Below are 16461 nucleotides of genomic sequence, written 5' to 3'. Positions count from 1 at the left end.
GGACGCTCGGAAATTCTCACAGTAATATGACTTTATTGTGACATTCGAAGTGTCATAAATTTTACGCCGCATTTTCACGAAATCGACAAGTCGCGTTGCGAACATGCACGCTGGGTAAAAGTACCCATGGTCATGACCAATGCGAGGAGCGACATGGTGAAGTCGGCTACGCTTAAAATGACGCATTTGGACAGTGCGGCGGCGGCGCAGCAAGCCCGCATGGCCGCGCGTTCGTCTACGTATGCACGCATGGAGCCTGCCCCCTCGATGGTCACCAACCCCCACCTGCTTGCCGCCGTCGATCTCGGTTCGAACAGTTTTCGTCTGATCGTAGGCCGCGTCGAGGAAACCGATGCCGGCAGCCAGATCTACCCGGTGGATGCACTGCGCGAACCGGTGCGGCTCGCGGCCGGCCTCTCGAAGGACAAACTGCTCGACCGCGCCTCGCAGGTCCGTGGCTGGGAGGCGCTCAAGCGCTTCGGCGAGCGGCTGCGCGACTTCCATCCCGATCAGGTGCGCGCGGTGGCGACCAATACGCTACGTGTCGCCAAGAACGCGGGCGAGTTCCTCGCCGAGGCGGAAGCCGCGCTCGGCTTCCCGATCGAAGTGATCGCAGGGCGCGAAGAAGCGCGCCTCATCTATGCGGGCGCCGCGCACTCGGTGCCGGCGAGCGCGGGCAAGCGCTTCGTGGTGGACATCGGCGGCGGCTCGACCGAGTTCATCATCGGCGCGCACTACACGCCGATCCGCATGGAAAGCCTCTATATCGGCTGCGTGAGCCATAGCCGCCAGTTCTTCCCCTCGGGTAACGTCGACGAGTACACCATGCGTCAGGCCGAACTCGCGGCCACGCGCGAAATCCAGATCATTTCCTCCGACTACCGCAAGACCGGCTGGGACCAGGCGATCGGCTCGTCGGGCACGGCGCGCGCGCTCGCGGAACTGGTCGAGGCGAACGGCTTCAACGATCCCGGCATCACGCACGGCATTTCGCGCGGTGGCCTCGAGCGCCTGAAGCGCGCGCTCATCAAGGCCGAGAACGTCAACCGGCTCAAGCTCGTCGCGCTCAAGCCCGACCGCATCCCTGTGCTGGCGGGCGGCCTCTCGATCATGATCGCGGTGTTCGAGGAACTCGGCATCGACTATGTCGATACCACGGACGGCGCGCTGCGCCTGGGCGTCCTCTACGACCTGCTAGGCCGGTCGCAGCACGAGGACATGCGCACGGTCACGGTGGAGGGCTTCATGCGCCGCTACGGCGTGGATCGCGCGCAGGCGGGGCGCATTGGCGAGCTGGCCGTGAAGTTCTACGATCAGTTCGAGGAGCCCGACGAGGAGCGCCGCGAAGAGAACCGCATGTTCCTCACGTGGGCGGCGTCGCTGCACGAAATCGGGCTTTCCATCTCGCACAGCGCGTACCACAAGCATTCGGCCTACATCGCCAGCAACGCGGACATGCCCGGCTTCTCGCGCACCGACCAGGCGCGCCTCGCCGCGCTCGTGCTCGGCCACGTGGGCAAGCTCGGCAAGCTCTCGCAAACGCGCGATGTGGAATGGCCGCTGCTGTTCTGTTTGCGGCTCGCCGCGTTGCTGACGCGCCGCCGCGCCGATGTCGGCCTGCCGCACATCACGGTGGAGGAGGAGGGCAACGGCTACGAAGTGCTGCTGCCCAATGCCTGGGTCCAGAACAATCCGCTCACCGATTACAACCTCGTTCAGGAAGCGGCGGAATGGGGCAAGATCGGCATTCCGTATCGCGTGGTTTATACGGAGGAGTGAGCGCAGCGCGTCTCGCCAATAAAAAAGCCCGGCTCGTTTTTGAGCCGGGCTTTTTTGTCTGCTTTTGCCCACCGTTTTTGCCCACTGAAGGGCGGATGAGGCCTTAACGCGTCACGGCTTCGCCGAGGAAGTGGCGCGCGTAGCGTTCGTTGATTTCCGAGAGCCGGAAGAGGGTGAGGAAGTCGGCGGTGTTGAAGTCGGGGTCCCAGGCGGGCGCGCCGCAGATCTTCGCGCCAAGGCGCAGGTAGCCCTTGATGAGCGGCGGCGGCACGGCGGGCGTTCCGGTGCGCAGTTCCTCGACGGGCAGCGGCGTGTGCGGGAACGCGCGGTATTCGGGCGCGGTCAGCGCGTTCGCGCCGAGCGCGCAGTACAGGTTCGCCGCATAGTGGCCGCCGTCGGCCATGGCGACGCTCGCGCAGCCGAGCATCGTCTCGTAGCCGTTGTGCTGCATATAGCCGCCGAGCCCACCCCACAGCGACATGATGACCGAGCCGCTGCGGTAGTCGGGATGCACGCACGAGCGGCCCACCTCGACCATTTTCGGGCGCAGATGCGCGAGGCGTGAGACGTCGAATTCGCTTTCGGCGTAGAGGCGGCCGATGCGCGCTGCCTGGTGCGGCGGCAGCACGCGGTAGGTGCCGACGACCTTGAGCGTGTCGAGGTCGCGCACGAGCAGGTGATCGCAGTAGGCGTCGAAGGCGTCGACGTCGAGACCGGCGGGGCCGGTCAGGCGTGCGCCCATTTCCTCGGCGAAAACGCGGTAGCGCAGGCGCTGGGCCTCGCGCAGTTCCTCGTCGGTGCGAGCCCAGGCCACCTGCAGCCGATGCTGCGCGGTGACCGTTTCTTCGGCGCGCGGCAAGCGTCGGTTCGACTCGAACAGTGTCGAGGCGAACGGCAGGGTGGGCGTCGGCAGATCTCGCATGGGGCGTCCTGGTCGGAAGTAAGAGAACTTTCCCGGCAATTTAGTAATACGCCGTTACGTTTCCATGAAAACGCAATGACGATTCGATGACGTGGTGTAAGGCAGACGGACGAAGGTGGCCGAAAGGCCGGGGCGGCGGGAGCGTTTGAACCGCGCTTGAACCGCTGTAGGGGCCGCGTACAGGCGGCCCGGTGAGGCAGGCGCAGGCGGGTTGGAGGATTAGACGAGATCCGGCGTGATGGCTGCGTGCAGAACGGCCTGGTCGCCGTTACGCTCGCGGCTCGCGAGCCAGAGCACGCCGGCTTTCTTCATGGCCCAGCTTCGCGAATCGGCACCGCCCGAGAGCAGCCGCGCCGCGACTTCGCCGAGCGTGGGCTGATGGCCGATCACGACGACCGTGGAGGAGAGGCCCTCGGGCCAGCCGACGGCGGTGAGTACCTGCTCGACGCTCGCATCGGGCGCGAGTTCGCGCACGACGCGATATTGATCGGTGAGCGCCTCTGCGGTCTGGATGGTGCGTGCGGCGGGGCTGGCGAGGATCACGGCGTCGTCGGGCAGGCGCGCGCGCAGCCACCGGGCGACGTTCTGCGCCTGCTTGCGCCCGCGCGTCGTGAGCTGGCGGGCGAGGTCGCTGGCGGCGACGTCTTCGGCTTCGGCGTGGCGCCAGAGGATGAGGTGCATGGCGTCTCCTTGTTTGGCTGTAAGGGGGTGGACGTGCGGCGTGCGTTCTCATGGTGCACGGCTCGCTGGTGTGCGGCAAGCGCGTGATGCGGATCTCTTTTTGTCTTTAAGCCGCGCCAGGATTTGACGGCGTGGGGGCAGTCCCGCTACAATCTCGGATTCGTCGGAGCGTAGCGCAGCCTGGTAGCGCATCTGATTTGGGATCAGAGGGTCGTAGGTTCGAATCCTATCGCTCCGACCAGTAATACCGAGGGGTTACACGCCATTGGCCTGTAGCCCCTTTTTCTTTTTCGCGCGCTTCGCTCGCGTTGCGTCGTACGGCTTGCGTTCCATTTAAAAAGCCGCCGAGCTTATAAAATACGGATCGGCCACACTTCCCGTGGCGATCGCACCCTGGCAGCCATGTTACGTTTATCCGAAGTCAAACTCCCCCTCGACCACGCCGAAAGCGAACTTGAAGCCGCGATTCGGGGACGCCTCGCGGAACTCGGCGTAGGGGCAGACGCGCTCGTGCGTTACACCGTATTCCGCCGTGCGCACGACGCACGCAAGCGCTCGGATATCAAGCTGACCTATATCGTCGACCTCGAAGTCAAGGACGAAGCGGCCGTGCTCAAGCGGATCGCCGGCAAGCCGCATTGCGGGGTGACGCCGGACATGACCTACCGCTTTGTCGCCAAGGCGCCCGAGCACTCGACGCATCCGCGTCCGGTGGTGATCGGCATGGGGCCGTGCGGCCTGTTCGCGGGACTGATCCTCGCGCAGATGGGCTTCCGTCCCATCATCCTCGAACGCGGCAAGGCCGTGCGCGAGCGCACCAAGGACACCTTTGGGCTGTGGCGCAAGTCCGTGCTCAATCCCGAATCCAACGTGCAGTTCGGCGAGGGCGGGGCCGGGACGTTTTCCGACGGCAAGCTGTACAGCCAGATCAAGGATCCGCACCACTACGGCCGCAAGGTGCTCGAGGAGTTCGTCAAGGCGGGCGCGCCGGAAGACATCCTGTATCTGAGCCGGCCGCACATCGGCACGTTCCGTCTCGTCAGCATGGTGGAGAAAATGCGCGCCACCATCCACGAACTGGGCGGTGAAGTGCGCTTCGAAACCCGCGTCGAAGATATCGAAATCGAACAGGGCAAGGTGCGCGCGCTCAAGCTTTCGAACGGCGAGACGCTGCCATGCGACCACGTCGTGCTGGCCGTCGGCCACAGCGCCCGCGACACGTTCGAGATGCTGCACGAACGCGGCGTGTTCATGGAAGCCAAGCCGTTTTCGCTGGGCTTTCGTATCGAGCATCCGCAGGGGCTGATCGATCGCAGCCGTTTCGGCAAGTTTGCGGGCCACAAGCAACTCGGGGCGGCCGACTACAAGGTGGTGCATCACGCCAACAATGGACGGGCGGTCTATAGCTTTTGCATGTGCCCGGGCGGCACGGTGGTCGCGGCGACCTCCGAACCCGGCCGCGTGGTCACCAATGGCATGAGCCAATACTCCCGGGCCGAGCGCAATGCGAATGCGGGCATCGTGGTCGGCATCACGCCGGAGGACTATCCGGGCGGTCCGCTCGCGGGCATCGCCTTCCAGCGCAAGTGGGAAGAGCGGGCGTTCGAACTCGGCGGCGGCAATTACCAGGCGCCGGGTCAACTGGTCGGCGACTTTATCGCCGGCCGTCCGTCGACGTCGCTGGGCTCCGTGGTGCCGTCTTACAAGCCGGGTGTGCACCCGACCGATCTGAGCACCGCGTTGCCCGACTACGTGATTGAAGCCATCCGTGAAGCCCTGCCTCAGATCGACAAGAAGCTCGCAGGCTTCGCGATGCACGATGCCGTGCTCACGGGCGTGGAGACGCGCACTTCGTCGCCGCTGCGCATTCGTCGCAAAGACAATTACCAAAGCATGAACATCGAAGGTCTGTATCCGGCCGGCGAAGGCGCCGGATATGCCGGTGGTATCTACTCGGCGGCCATCGACGGCATCGAAGTGGCGCAAGCCGTGGCACTCAGTCTGACGTCGGCGCACGGGTCCTGACGGCAACCAGCTCTGCGCCCTTTATCGCATGTCGCCCGCATCGGGCTGTCGGTGAGCATTGAGCGGCGTTTGCCCCGGACGTAAGCACGACGTCCGGCGGCCGGTCCATTGCGCAAGAGCGTGGATCAGCATTTTGCGATGGATCGCAAAATGACCATTCCCCAATTTCGACCTCCTCCAATCTCTCAAAATACTGTATAAATATACAGGTGGAGGCGAGTCGACCTCCTTCCTGCCGATGCCCCATTTCTTGCCGGGCAGGGCGGAGCGTTCCCATCAACCAGGCCACAAACCATGGCAGCAGCAGCCCAGATCACTGCGCAGACCACCGCGCAACTCGCCGCGCACTTGCCCCCCCGGCTGCAAAGCCGCGTGTGGCAAGGCGATCAGCTCGCGCGCGCCAGCGAGCGCACGGTGCCGAGCGGCCACGCTACGCTCGACGCCCAGCTCCCCGGCGCCGGCTGGCCCTCGGGCAGCTTGACCGAGCTGCTCGTCGAGCAGGGTGGCGTGGGCGAGATGCGGCTCGTCGCGCCGGCGTTGCGCGCGCTCACCGTGCAGGCGGGCCGGCACGTGCTGCTCGTCGCGCCGCCGTGGCGCCCGTACGCCTGCGCGCTCAAGGCATGGGGGCTCGCGCTCGAGCGCGTGATCTGGGTGCGCGCGGCCGAAGACGAGGCCGCATGGGTGGCCGAGCAGGCGCTCAAGCAGGAAGGCATGGGCGCCGTGCTGCTCTGGCAGACGAAGGCGCGCCCCGACGCCGTGCGCCGTCTACAGGTCGCCGCCCAGGATTCGCAGGCGCTCGCGTTTCTCGTGCGGCCGCTCGCCGCGCGCAACCAGTCGTCGCCGGCGCCGCTGCGCATGACCTGCTCGCCGGTGCCGCCGCCCGACGACGCGAACCTGAACCGCCGGCAATGGATGCAGCTCTCCGCGCTCTCCGTCGATATCTTCAAGCGCCGCGGGCCGCCGCCCGCCCAGCCACTCGTCATTACATTGCCGCTGCAGGATGCGGTGCTGCCCCAGCCGGACGCAGCTTCCGTCGTCATGCCGTTGCCCGGGGTCAATCATGCTGTGGATCGCCGTCACCTTGCCGTTGTTGCCGCTGGAGGCCGTCAGACCTCTGATGCCGCCGGCGCCGTCAACGCCGCTCCTGCCTGAAAGCGTCGATGCCGATGTCGCCAGCGCGCCGCGCTGCTACGCGCTCGCCGACCACACGCGCATCCTGATCGCCGATCTCGACGCGCTGCGCTCAGGCGTCGAACCCGGCAACACGCGCTCGCATGCGCTTGCGCTTGCGCCGGGGCTCGTGCTGCTCGAAGCCGATCCGGCGCGCGAGACCCGCGCGTTCGAGGCGCTCGCGCTCGCGTTGCTCGCCTATACGCCCAAGGTGTCGTTCGCGCAGTCGCACACGCTGTTGCTCGAAGTCGGCTCGGGCTTGCGTCTTTTCGGCGGCGTGCGTGCGCTGCTCGGGAAGGTTGCGGCGACGGTGGCCGGCTGCGGGCACGCCGCGCGTATGGCTTGTGCGCCGACGGCTTGGGGGGCGTGGACGCTCGCGCAGGCGCACGTCACGCGTTCGTCGCGCCGCTGGCACGTACTCAAGGAAACGACGCTCGCGCGCGTGCTCGATTCACTGCCGGTCACGCTTGCACCGTTCGCCGCGCAGCACGACCACGCGCTCACGCAGATCGGCTGCGCGACGCTCGGCGATCTGCGGCGGCTGCCGCGCGACGGCATCGTGCGGCGATTCGGCGACGGCGTGCTCGGCTGGCTCGCGCAGGCGCGCGGCGAAGCGCCCGATCCGCGCGTCTGGTTTGTCGCGCCGCCGTCGTTTCACGCGTCGCTCGAACTGCAGGCGCGCGTGGAGAGCGCCGAGGCGCTGCTCTTTGCCGCGCGCCGGCTCGTGATGCAGCTGGCCGGCTGGCTGGCTGCGCAGCACGCGGCGTTGAGCGGCTTCGAGCTGCGTCTGGAGCACGAGCTGGCTTCGCGTCACGCGCCGCGCACCTCGACTCTCACGATCGCCTGGGCGTCGCCTTCGCGCGACGCCGAGCATCTGCTGTGGCTGCTTCGCGAGCGCCTGAATCAGACTGAGCTTGCCGCGCCCGTGATCGGCCTTGCGCTCGTCGCCTCGCAGGTGAGCGAGTACGCGGCGCCCACCGACACGCTCTTTCCGATGGCCGAGGCCGCCGAGGCGTCGCTCGGGCAGCTCTTCGAACGCATCGGCGCGCGGCTTGGCGAGCAGAACGTGCTGCAGCTTTTCGTCGAGGACGATCATCGGCCCGAACTGGCGATGTCGGCGCGGCCTTACCGCGAGAGCGGCGCGAAGCGTACGCGCAAGCCGCGCAAGACAGGCAAGCCGCAGCAGGAAGCCGGCGCGAGCGCGCCCGTGCAAAGCGCCTTCGACCTGCCCGAGGTGCCGCTGCCGGCCCAGCCGCGTCCGGCGTGGCTGCTCGAAAAACCGCTCAAGCTCGCGACGCGCGGCGATCGGCCCGTTTATCGACGGCCGCTGAAGACGCTCACGCGTACCGAGCGCATCGAGTCCGGCTGGTGGGACGGCGAGGGCGTCGGGCGTGACTACTACGTCGCCGGCGACGACCAGGGCCGCATGTTCTGGCTGTATCGCGAGCGCATTGGCGGCCAGTGGTATCTGCAAGGGCTTTTCGGCTAGCGCTTATTCGTCGTTCTTTCGGGTTTCAGGAATCATGTCGATCAGCAGGACAGGCGCGTCGTCGCCTCCACAGTTGCCGGCGCAGTGGGCCGCGCAGTTGCCTGACTACGCCGAGCTGCACTGCCTGACCAATTTCACCTTCCTGCACGGCGCGTCGCGCCCGGGCGAGATGGTCGAGCAGGCGATCCGCCACGGCTACCGCGCGCTCGCAATCACCGACGAATGCTCGTTCGCGGGCGTCGTGCGCGCCTGGAGCGCGCTCAACGAATACGACGAGGCGCGCAAAAAGGCGTATGACGATGCCGTGCGCGAAGCCCGCGAACGCGGCGGCCATGCCGCCGCCGCGGCCTTTGGCCCGTTCGAGCCGTCGCTGCACCTGCTGATTGGCAGCGAGCTGAATCTCGTCGACGAACATGGCGCACCGTTCTGCACGATCGTTGCGCTCGCAATGAGCCGCGAAGGCTACGGTAATCTTTGCGAGCTGATCACGCTTGCGCGCTCGCGTGCGGCAAAGGGCAGCTATCGTGTGCATCCCGCGGATTTCACCGCGCCCGAGACGGGTTTCGAGCATCTGAAGCACTTGCGCGACTGCGTGTTGCTGCTCGTGCCGCAGCGCACGGCCACGCTCGCGCAAACGCTGCGTGCCGCGCACTGGCTCGCGGGCTTCGCGGCCGAGCGCGCCTGGCTCGCGCTCGAACTCTGGCAAACCGGCGGCGACGACACGCAGATCGAAGTGCTGCGCCACGTCTCGCAGGAGAGCGGCCTGCCGCTCGTCGCGGCGGGTGGCGTGCTGATGCACGCGCGTTCGCGCAAGCCGTTGCAGGATACGCTGAGCGCGATCCGTATCGGCGAGCCGCTCGCTTCGTGCGGGCGCGCGCTGGAGGCGAATGCGGAGCGTCATCTGCGTTCGCGCGTGCGGCTTGGCGCGATTTATCCGCGCGAGGCGCTCGACGCGACGCTCGACGTCGCGCGCCGCTGCACGTTTTCGCTCGGCGAACTGGCCTACGAATATCCCGAGGAACTGGTGCCGCCCGGCGAGACGCCGCAGTCGTGGTTGCGCAAGCTCGTGATGAAGGGCGCACTGGAGCGCTGGCCCGACGGCCTGAACGACAAGCGCCGGGATCAGATCGAACAGGAACTCGAGCTCATCGACGAGCTGAAGTACGAGAAGTACTTCCTCACAGTGCACGACATCGTCCGCTTCGCGCGCGATCAGAAGATCCTGTGCCAGGGGCGAGGCTCGGCGGCGAACTCGGTGGTTTGCTACTGCTTGAAGATCACGGAGATCGACCCCGTGCGCATGAACATGCTCGTGGCGCGTTTTCTCTCTCGCGCGCGCAACGAGCCGCCTGACATTGATGTCGACTTCGAGCATCAACGTCGCGAAGAAGTCATTCAGTACATCTATCGCAAGTACGGCACGCGGCGCGCCGCGCTGGCCGCGACGCTCATCACCTATCGCTCGCGCAGCGCGCTGCGCGATGTCGGCAAGGCGCTCGGCCTCGACAGTGCGCTCGTCGAAAAGCTTTCGGGCGCGCATCAGTGGTGGGACGGCCCCGATTCGATCGCGCGCCATCTGGAGGAAGCGGGCTTTTCGCCCGACTCGCACGTCACGCAGCAGTTCATCCGCCTCACGCGCGAGCTGCGCGGTTTTCCGCGTCATCTTTCGCAGCACGTGGGCGGTTTCGTGATCGCGCGCGACAAGCTCTCGCGCCTCGTGCCGATCGAAAACGCGGCGATGAAGGACCGCTACGTGATCGAGTGGGACAAGGACGATATCGACGCGCTGCGGCTGTTGAAAGTGGACGTGCTCGCGCTCGGCATGCTCTCGGCGATCCGGCGCTCGCTTGAATTCGTGGCGCTTCGGCGCGGGCTGCCCGAGATGCGTGTGCAGGACATTCCGGTCGAGGACCCGGCGGTGTATCGCATGTGCGCCAAGGCCGATACGGTCGGCGTGTTTCAGATCGAGTCGCGCGCGCAGCAGAGCATGTTGCCGCGTTTGCGGCCGCGTACGTACTACGACCTCGTGATTCAGGTGGCGATCGTGCGGCCGGGGCCGATTCAGGGCGACATGGTGCATCCGTACCTCAAGCGCCGGCACGGCGACGAGGCGGTGGAATATGCGAAGGAAGAATTGCGCCCGGTGCTCGAACGCACGCTCGGCGTGCCGATCTTCCAGGAGCAGGTGATGCATCTCGCGATGGTCGCCGCGGACTACACCGGCGAGGAAGCCGACAAGCTGCGCCGCGCGATGGCCGCATGGCGGCGCGATGGCGATCTGCGGCCATATCAGGCCGATCTCACGCAGCGCATGCTCAAGAAGGGCTACTCGCTGGAATTCGCCGAGCGCATCTGCAAGCAGATCGAGGGTTTCGGCGACTACGGCTTTCCGGAAAGCCATGCGGCGAGTTTCGCGCTGCTCGTCTACACGAGTTCGTGGCTCAAGCGTTATGAGCCCGCCGCATTTCTGGCGGGACTGCTGAACAGTCAGCCGCTCGGTTTCTATTCGCCTTCTCAGCTCGTGCAGGATGCGAAGCGTCACGGCGTGCAGGTGCGCGCGCCCGATATCGCGTTGAGCGACTGGGCGTCGGTGCTGGAGCGGCACGGCGCACCCGGCGAGCGGTTCGATGGCGAGGCGGTTCGCGTGCGCAACGCCGAGGTGCTGCGTTATCGCGCGCTGCTGGGCGCGGCCGCGTTGACGCGCAGGGGCACGCTCAAGCGCGGCGGCCGGCGCCACAGGTTCATGGACGGCCTCAAGCGCGTCGTGCGCTCGCGCATTTCGCTTGCGCCGCGGCGCTATGGACGCGGCGGGCCGGCCGTGCGCCTCGGCTTCAGTCTCATCAAGGGCTTTTCCGAAGATGCCGCGCGGCGTGTGATGGAGGCGCGCGAGCGCGCACCGTTCACCGATGTCGACGATCTCGCGCGCCGCGCGGCGCTCACGCGGCGCGAGCTGGAGGCGCTGGCGGCGTCGAACGCGCTCGCGAGCATCGTGGGCCACCGGCGCGAGGCGTGGTGGGCCGTGACCGCGCAGCACGCGGTGCCCGCGCTGTTGCGCGATGCGCCGGTCGCCGAGGCGCCGCTTGCGTTGCCGCGCGCTTCCGAAGGCGCGGAAATCGTCGCCGATTACGCGAGCCTGCGGCTCACGCTCAATCGCCATCCGCTCGAGCTGCTGCGCCACGGGCTCACAAAGCAGCGCTTTCGCACGGCGGAACAACTGGCGCATTGCCGGCACGGCATGCTCGCGCGCGTGTGCGGAATCGTCACGGTGCGGCAGCGGCCGGGCACGGCGAAGGGCACGATCTTCGTATCGCTCGAGGACGAGACCGGCAGCGTCAACGTGATCGTGCACGCGTCGCTCGTCGAGTCGCAGCGCAAGGAACTGCTAGGGTCTTCGCTGCTGGCGGTGGCGGGCGTGGTGCAGCGCGAGGGCGAGGTCGTGCACCTCGTGGCGCACCGGCTCGAGGACCACAGCCGGCTGCTTGGGCGGCTCGCGACGGAGAGCCGCAATTTTCACTGAATCTTCGCTGGAGAGCGGCCGGCTCGCCGCTACACGTTGCGCTGCTCGCCGTCTCTCATGAAAGCGTCGAGCACGGCGCGAATCGCGACGTCGAACGGCGTGCGGCGGCCCATACCCAGTGTTTCGAGGCGGCTCGAATCGAGATGACAGTCGCGCGGGCGCGGCGTGGCGTCGGTGGGCGTCGGTTGTGCGAGCAGACGCGCCTCCACGCCAAGAGCCTGCGCGATCCGTTGCGCGATGTCGTACTTCGTCATCGGCTCGTCGCCGGACCACTGCGCGACCCCGCGCACGGGCCTGCCGTCAGCACAGCGCAGCAACAGTTCGCGGATCACGAACGCCACGTCGGGCGTGAAAGTGGGGTAGCGCGTGGCCCACGCGTCCATCGGCGCCGCCTGCGCCCCGGGCTTGCCCGAAGCGACGATGGCCGGCACGAGGCTCGTGACCGCGGATTCGTGCCAGCCGACGATCGGCCCGTACAGCAAGGGCAGGCGCAGCACGAGGGTGTTGTCGCTGGTTTCGAGCAAGGCCCGTTCGCCGTCGAGCTTGCTGTGGCCGTAGGCGTTGAGTGGATTCGGCGTGTCGTCGACGCGGTAGGGCGGCTGCGTGCCGTCGAAGACGTAATCGGTGGAGATCGAGAGCACCCACGCACCGCGTTGCCGCGCCGCCGCGGCGACGCTGCGCACCGCATCGACATTGAGCGCGCGCGCCGCCGCCGGATCGTGCTCGCACACGTCGGGGCGGCGCTCGGCGGCGGCCAGCACGATCGCGTCGGGCGCCTCGCGCTCGACGAACGCGTTCACGGCCTGCGCGTCGCGCACATCGAGCACTGCCTGCTGCGGGCCGCCGTGCCGGAACGCGGTCGGCACGACCTGCCAGGCGGTACCGGCTGCGAGTTCGCGCACCACCGCGCGCCCAAGCAGGCCAGACGCGCCAATCACGGCAACCTTGAACATGACTCGGCGCGTCAGGCGTTGGCCGTGCCGACTACGGTGTAGCCGGCTTCGTCGATCGCCGACTTCAGGACTTCGGCGCTCTGGCTCGATTCGACCTTCACGCGGCCGGCGGCCAGATCGATCTCGACCATGGCTTGCGCATCGTGCTCGTGGATCGCGCGCGTGACGGCGCCGACGCAGTGCTGGCAGCTCATGCCTTCGACGTTGAACTGGATCATCGTATGTTCCTTTTTCAGAGATTGAGGCTTGCTACTACTCGATATGAGGCCGCCGGCGGATTATGCCAGCGGGGACCGGTCGTCGCGCTAGACCTTCCCATCATGGGAAGGTGTACGATCAAACCATTGATCAAACGATTGACCACACAGCGGGAGAACGGCGTGAACATCGGCGAAGCGGCACGTGAATCGGGCGTCACGGCAAAAATGATTCGGTACTACGAAAGTGTCGGGCTGCTGGCGCCCAAAGGGCGCACGGAGTCCGGCTACCGGACCTATGGCGCGGAGGAAGTGCATTCGCTGCGCTTCATCCGCCAGGCGCGCCGGCTTGGCTTTCTGGTGGACGATATCCGGCGCCTGCTGGCGCTCTGGCACGACCGCTCCCGCGCGAGCGCCGAGGTCAAGTCGATTGCGCTCGAACATGTCGCCGAACTCGACCAGCGCATCGCCGAACTGTCCCAGATGCGCGATACGCTCGCCCACCTGGCCTCGCACTGCCAGGGCAACGACCGGCCCGACTGCCCGATCATCGAACGGCTTGCCGACATCGCCACGGCAGACTGCCACGAACCCGGCCACGCGCACTGAACGCAGGTGCAACCGCGGCGGGCAAATTGACGCAACCCCATTGGCTGAGCGCACCGAAGTGGTGCAATTTAGCGTGATTGCGGCCAAGCGCCTGCGAAGTCGCTGGGAAATGTCTCGATAAAACATGATGTTGCCGATTCGTATTCCAAGGTCATTCCAAATTGGAATGCACAGTATTCGGGCAATTCACTAGCAAAGTTCGGTGCAACCGTTATAATGCGGGTTATCCCTAATGAGGGTTATCCCTGATGCAAATTCACCGGGGATCGCCGAACCGAATCCTTGGAGCACATCATCATGTTTGCATTTTTTCTTGAGAAGCTGAGCAACTGGTTTGAAACTGCCGAACGTCGTCGCCGCGAAGCGTATCTCGCATCGTCGGCCGATATGGTGCAGCTCGAGCAGCGCATTCGTACGATCGAATCGAACGGCTACAACTCGCTGTAAGCCAGTTTCAATCGGGCTTCAGTCCGGTTGGAGCAGCACCATCTCAAGCCCCGCATTGGCGGGGCTTTGTCATTTCTGCACCGCCGATGGAACAGAGTCTGAGCCTTCCCACCGGGGTAAGGTAAAGTCTTTTTTGCGACAAGCCGTCATAGCAATGGTGTCGCTTTCTCTCCGGGGGCCGTTCATGGTGCAAGACCGCATTTCCCACCGCACGTCTGTGTTGCCGCGCCGCGCGTCGCGTCGTTTTTCTGTTGCGCGTGCGGGTCTGATCGTCGCCGTCATGGCGTGCGCCAGCGCGCATGCCGGGCAGCCGCTCATTCTGGATACACAAAGAGGGATCAGCGACGGCCAGTCGGGGCTGGTGCTCCAAAACGCGCCGCTCTCGCACGAGCCGATGGTTCAGGCGGCACAACCGGCGGGTCTCGCGCCGGATTCGTCGCAGCCCTACATCGTCGCGCCGTACGTGGAAGTGCAGCAGGGCGGCGGACGGCCGATTCCGCCGCCGCGCCCGCCGCGCCCCCCTCATCGCCCAACGCCACCGCTTCCCCAGCCGCTACCGTCTGGACAGTGATGTCGCTCGCGCGGGGTTGAGTCCGCGGCTCAGTCGCCGCGCGACTCGATCTTGAATTGCGCGCCGGCGTCCTGGCCGAGCGTTTTCACGAGCCACGGCAGCGCCTCTTTCATTGCCGCTTCGAGCGTGTAGGGCGGGTTCAGGATGAACATGCCGCTGCCGTAAAGGCCGAAGCCGTCTTCGGGCGGGTTGCTCACCGAAAACGTGAGGTGCAGCCAGTTCTTGTTCTGCAGGCGCTTGAGTTGCTCCGGGAAGCGCTGCGATTCGGGACGCGTGACCTGCGGATACCAGACCGCATAGGTGCCGTTCGCGAAGCGCTTGAGGCTTTCCTCGACGCATGTAAGCGTGCGCGAGTAGTCGCGCTTGTCCTCGAAAGACGGGTCGATCAGCACGAGCGCCCGGCGCGGCGGCGGGGGCAGGAGCGGCTTGATGCCTTCGAAGCCGTCGCCTGCGTAGATCATCACGCGGCGGCCCGCGTCGTGGAAGCGGTGGCGCAGCACGTCGATTTCCGTGCTGTGCAATTCGAAAAGCCGCATGCGGTCCTGCTCGCGCATCAGACGCCACGCGAGATAGGGCGAACCGGGGTAGAAGCGCAATTCACCGTCGGGGTTCAGCGCCGCCACTTCGTCGACGTAGTCCGCGAGCGCCGCAGGCAGGTCGTTGCGGCCCCACAGCTTGCCGATGCCTGTGTCGAACTCGGCGTTCTTCGTCGCGTAGCCTTCGCGCAATGCATAGGCGCCGGCGCCCGCGTGGGTGTCGATGTACCAGTACGCCTTGTCCTTCTTGCTGAGGTATTGCAGGAGTTGCACGACGACGGCGTGTTTCAGGACATCGGCATGATTGCCGGCGTGGAAGGCGTGACGGTAGCTCAGCATGATGGACGGGACACGAGGTCCGGTGAGAACGGGGAAGACGGCGACGGCGGCGCGATGACTGCGCCGCCTGCGAGGCCGCGTATTGTACGCCACAGCAAGTACGCCACCGCAATACGTGACCCGCAGTGCGCCGGCCGGCCGGCTACGCTCGCGCGTGAGTCCGCCCCACGGTTTCGAGCGCGCCGCGCCTTCCGCGCATGCGCTGGACGTCAGTCGTAAGCGTCGCCGACGATCGCCTCGATCTGCGCCTTGATGTCCGGTGTGATCTTTTCCGCTACGTCGCGCGCCTTCATGTTTTCGCCGATCTGCTCGATGCGGGAGGCCCCGGTGATGACCGTGCTCACGCGGGGATTCTTCAGGATCCACGCGAGCGCCAGTTGCCCCACCGAACAGTCGAGTTGTTTCGCGAACTCTGCGAGTTTCCCGACGATCTCGTTCTTGTCGGGGTCGGTGACGTTCTTGCGCAGCCAGTCGTAGCCCTGTAGTTCAGCTCGGCTGCCCGACGGCACGCCGCCGCGGTACTTGCCGGTGAGCAGACCCGAGGCGAGCGGGCTCCAGGTGGTGAGGCCGAGGCCAATGTCCTCGTAGAGCCGACGGTATTCGTCTTCCACGCGCGTGCGGTGGAACAGGTTGTATTGCGGCTGCTCCATGACCGGCTTGTGCAGGTGATGGCGCTCCGCGATTTCCCACGCGGCGCGGATTTCGTCGGCACTCCACTCCGAGGTGCCCCAGTAGAGCGCCTTGCCGCGCGCGATCATGTCGCTCATCGCCCAGACGGTTTCCTCGACCGGCGTATTCGGGTCGGGGCGGTGGCAGAACACGAGATCGACGTAATCGAGCTGCAACCGCTTGAGCGAGCCGTCGATGGCGTCCATGAGGTACTTGCGGTTGAGCGTGTGGTACTGGTTGGGCGCCTCGTTCAAGCCCCAGAAGAACTTGGTCGAGACCACATAGCTCACGCGCGGCCATGCGAGTTCCTTGAGCGCCTGGCCCATGAGCTCTTCCGACTTGCCGCCGGCGTAGGCCTCGGCATTGTCGAAGAAGTTGATGCCCGCGTCGCGCGCCGCCGCGAGCGATTCGCGCGCGAGCCTGGCGTCGACCTGGTTGCCGTAGGTGACCCACGAGCCGATGGACAGTTCGCTTACCTGCAGGCCTGAGCGGCCCAGTCGCCGATAGTTCATTAACGCCTCCTTGTGAGCCAATAAAGCTAGCACGACTTGGCCGTT

The 16461-nt window shown here is 66.1% G+C and carries 14 protein-coding genes and 1 tRNA gene; 9 read left to right on the top strand and 6 right to left on the bottom strand.

The features are described 5' to 3' along the window. The first annotated feature begins 177 nt into the window (after window positions 1-177). Entirely contained in the window at window positions 178-1779 is a 1602-nt protein-coding gene (gene ppx / locus M3I54_RS06430; protein WP_375542100.1) for an exopolyphosphatase, read from the top strand. A gap of 103 nt (window positions 1780-1882) precedes the next feature. Here ppx and M3I54_RS06425 read toward each other — a convergent pair whose 3' ends face one another. Beyond that, window positions 1883-2701, bottom strand: coding sequence for a GNAT family N-acetyltransferase (locus M3I54_RS06425; RefSeq protein ID WP_069262530.1), 819 nt, complete (start codon window positions 2699-2701; stop codon window positions 1883-1885). A gap of 219 nt (window positions 2702-2920) precedes the next feature. Continuing rightward, a complete protein-coding gene (sixA, locus tag M3I54_RS06420; RefSeq protein ID WP_254333987.1) occupies window positions 2921-3382 on the bottom strand; it encodes a phosphohistidine phosphatase SixA in 462 nt (153 codons plus the stop codon). A 164-nt stretch (window positions 3383-3546) separates the two neighbouring features. Here sixA and M3I54_RS06415 point away from each other — a divergent pair. The 5 genes from M3I54_RS06415 to M3I54_RS06395 all read left to right on the top strand — a co-directional run bounded on the left by M3I54_RS06415 (window position 3547) and on the right by M3I54_RS06395 (window position 11583). Next, window positions 3547-3623: transfer RNA gene (locus M3I54_RS06415), tRNA-Pro, on the top strand. Between the two features lie 161 nt (window positions 3624-3784). Then, a complete protein-coding gene (locus tag M3I54_RS06410; protein ID WP_254333985.1) occupies window positions 3785-5407 on the top strand; it encodes an NAD(P)/FAD-dependent oxidoreductase in 1623 nt (540 codons plus the stop codon). Between the two features lie 294 nt (window positions 5408-5701). Continuing rightward, window positions 5702-6559, top strand: coding sequence for a translesion DNA synthesis-associated protein ImuA (gene imuA / locus M3I54_RS06405; RefSeq protein ID WP_254333983.1), 858 nt, complete (start codon window positions 5702-5704; stop codon window positions 6557-6559). Beyond that, the gene (locus M3I54_RS06400; protein ID WP_254333981.1) at window positions 6468-8066 is read left to right on the top strand and encodes a DNA polymerase Y family protein; all 1599 of its coding nucleotides are present in this window, start codon (window positions 6468-6470) and stop codon (window positions 8064-8066) included. The genes imuA and M3I54_RS06400 overlap by 92 nt, the downstream gene beginning before the upstream one ends. Window positions 8067-8100: 34 nt before the next feature. Then, window positions 8101-11583, top strand: a complete 3483-nt coding sequence (locus M3I54_RS06395) for an error-prone DNA polymerase (protein WP_254333979.1) — start codon at window positions 8101-8103, stop codon at window positions 11581-11583. 29 nt (window positions 11584-11612) lie between these two features. Here the strand turns inward: M3I54_RS06395 and M3I54_RS06390 are convergent, their stop codons facing one another. Further along, entirely contained in the window at window positions 11613-12536 is a 924-nt protein-coding gene (locus M3I54_RS06390) for an SDR family oxidoreductase (RefSeq protein ID WP_254333977.1), read from the bottom strand. An 11-nt stretch (window positions 12537-12547) separates the two neighbouring features. Further along, entirely contained in the window at window positions 12548-12754 is a 207-nt protein-coding gene (locus M3I54_RS06385; RefSeq protein WP_254333975.1) for a heavy-metal-associated domain-containing protein, read from the bottom strand. Between the two features lie 162 nt (window positions 12755-12916). Between M3I54_RS06385 and cueR the strand changes: the two genes are divergently transcribed. From cueR to M3I54_RS06370, 3 genes are all read left to right on the top strand, one after another. Further along, entirely contained in the window at window positions 12917-13342 is a 426-nt protein-coding gene (cueR, locus tag M3I54_RS06380) for a Cu(I)-responsive transcriptional regulator (protein ID WP_254333973.1), read from the top strand. 297 nt (window positions 13343-13639) lie between these two features. Beyond that, window positions 13640-13789, top strand: a complete 150-nt coding sequence (locus tag M3I54_RS06375; RefSeq protein WP_254334150.1) for a DUF3563 family protein — start codon at window positions 13640-13642, stop codon at window positions 13787-13789. A gap of 184 nt (window positions 13790-13973) precedes the next feature. Further along, window positions 13974-14360 (top strand): hypothetical protein, encoded by a 387-nt coding sequence (locus M3I54_RS06370; protein ID WP_254333971.1) that lies wholly within the window; start codon window positions 13974-13976, stop codon window positions 14358-14360. Between the two features lie 29 nt (window positions 14361-14389). On the opposite strand, the gene M3I54_RS06365 is transcribed toward M3I54_RS06370, so the two are convergent. Both M3I54_RS06365 and M3I54_RS06360 read right to left on the bottom strand, forming a co-directional pair. Then, entirely contained in the window at window positions 14390-15235 is an 846-nt protein-coding gene (locus tag M3I54_RS06365) for a 23S rRNA (adenine(2030)-N(6))-methyltransferase RlmJ (RefSeq protein WP_254333969.1), read from the bottom strand. A 209-nt stretch (window positions 15236-15444) separates the two neighbouring features. Then, on the bottom strand, window positions 15445-16416 hold the full coding sequence (locus M3I54_RS06360) for an aldo/keto reductase (protein WP_254333967.1): 972 nt from the start codon (window positions 16414-16416) through the stop codon (window positions 15445-15447). Window positions 16417-16461 lie beyond the last annotated feature (45 nt).

It is taken from the genome of Paraburkholderia sp. CNPSo 3274 (assembly GCF_024206475.1).
GTDB lineage: Bacteria > Pseudomonadota > Gammaproteobacteria > Burkholderiales > Burkholderiaceae > Paraburkholderia.
This window is presented reverse-complemented; position numbering and strand designations above follow the sequence as displayed.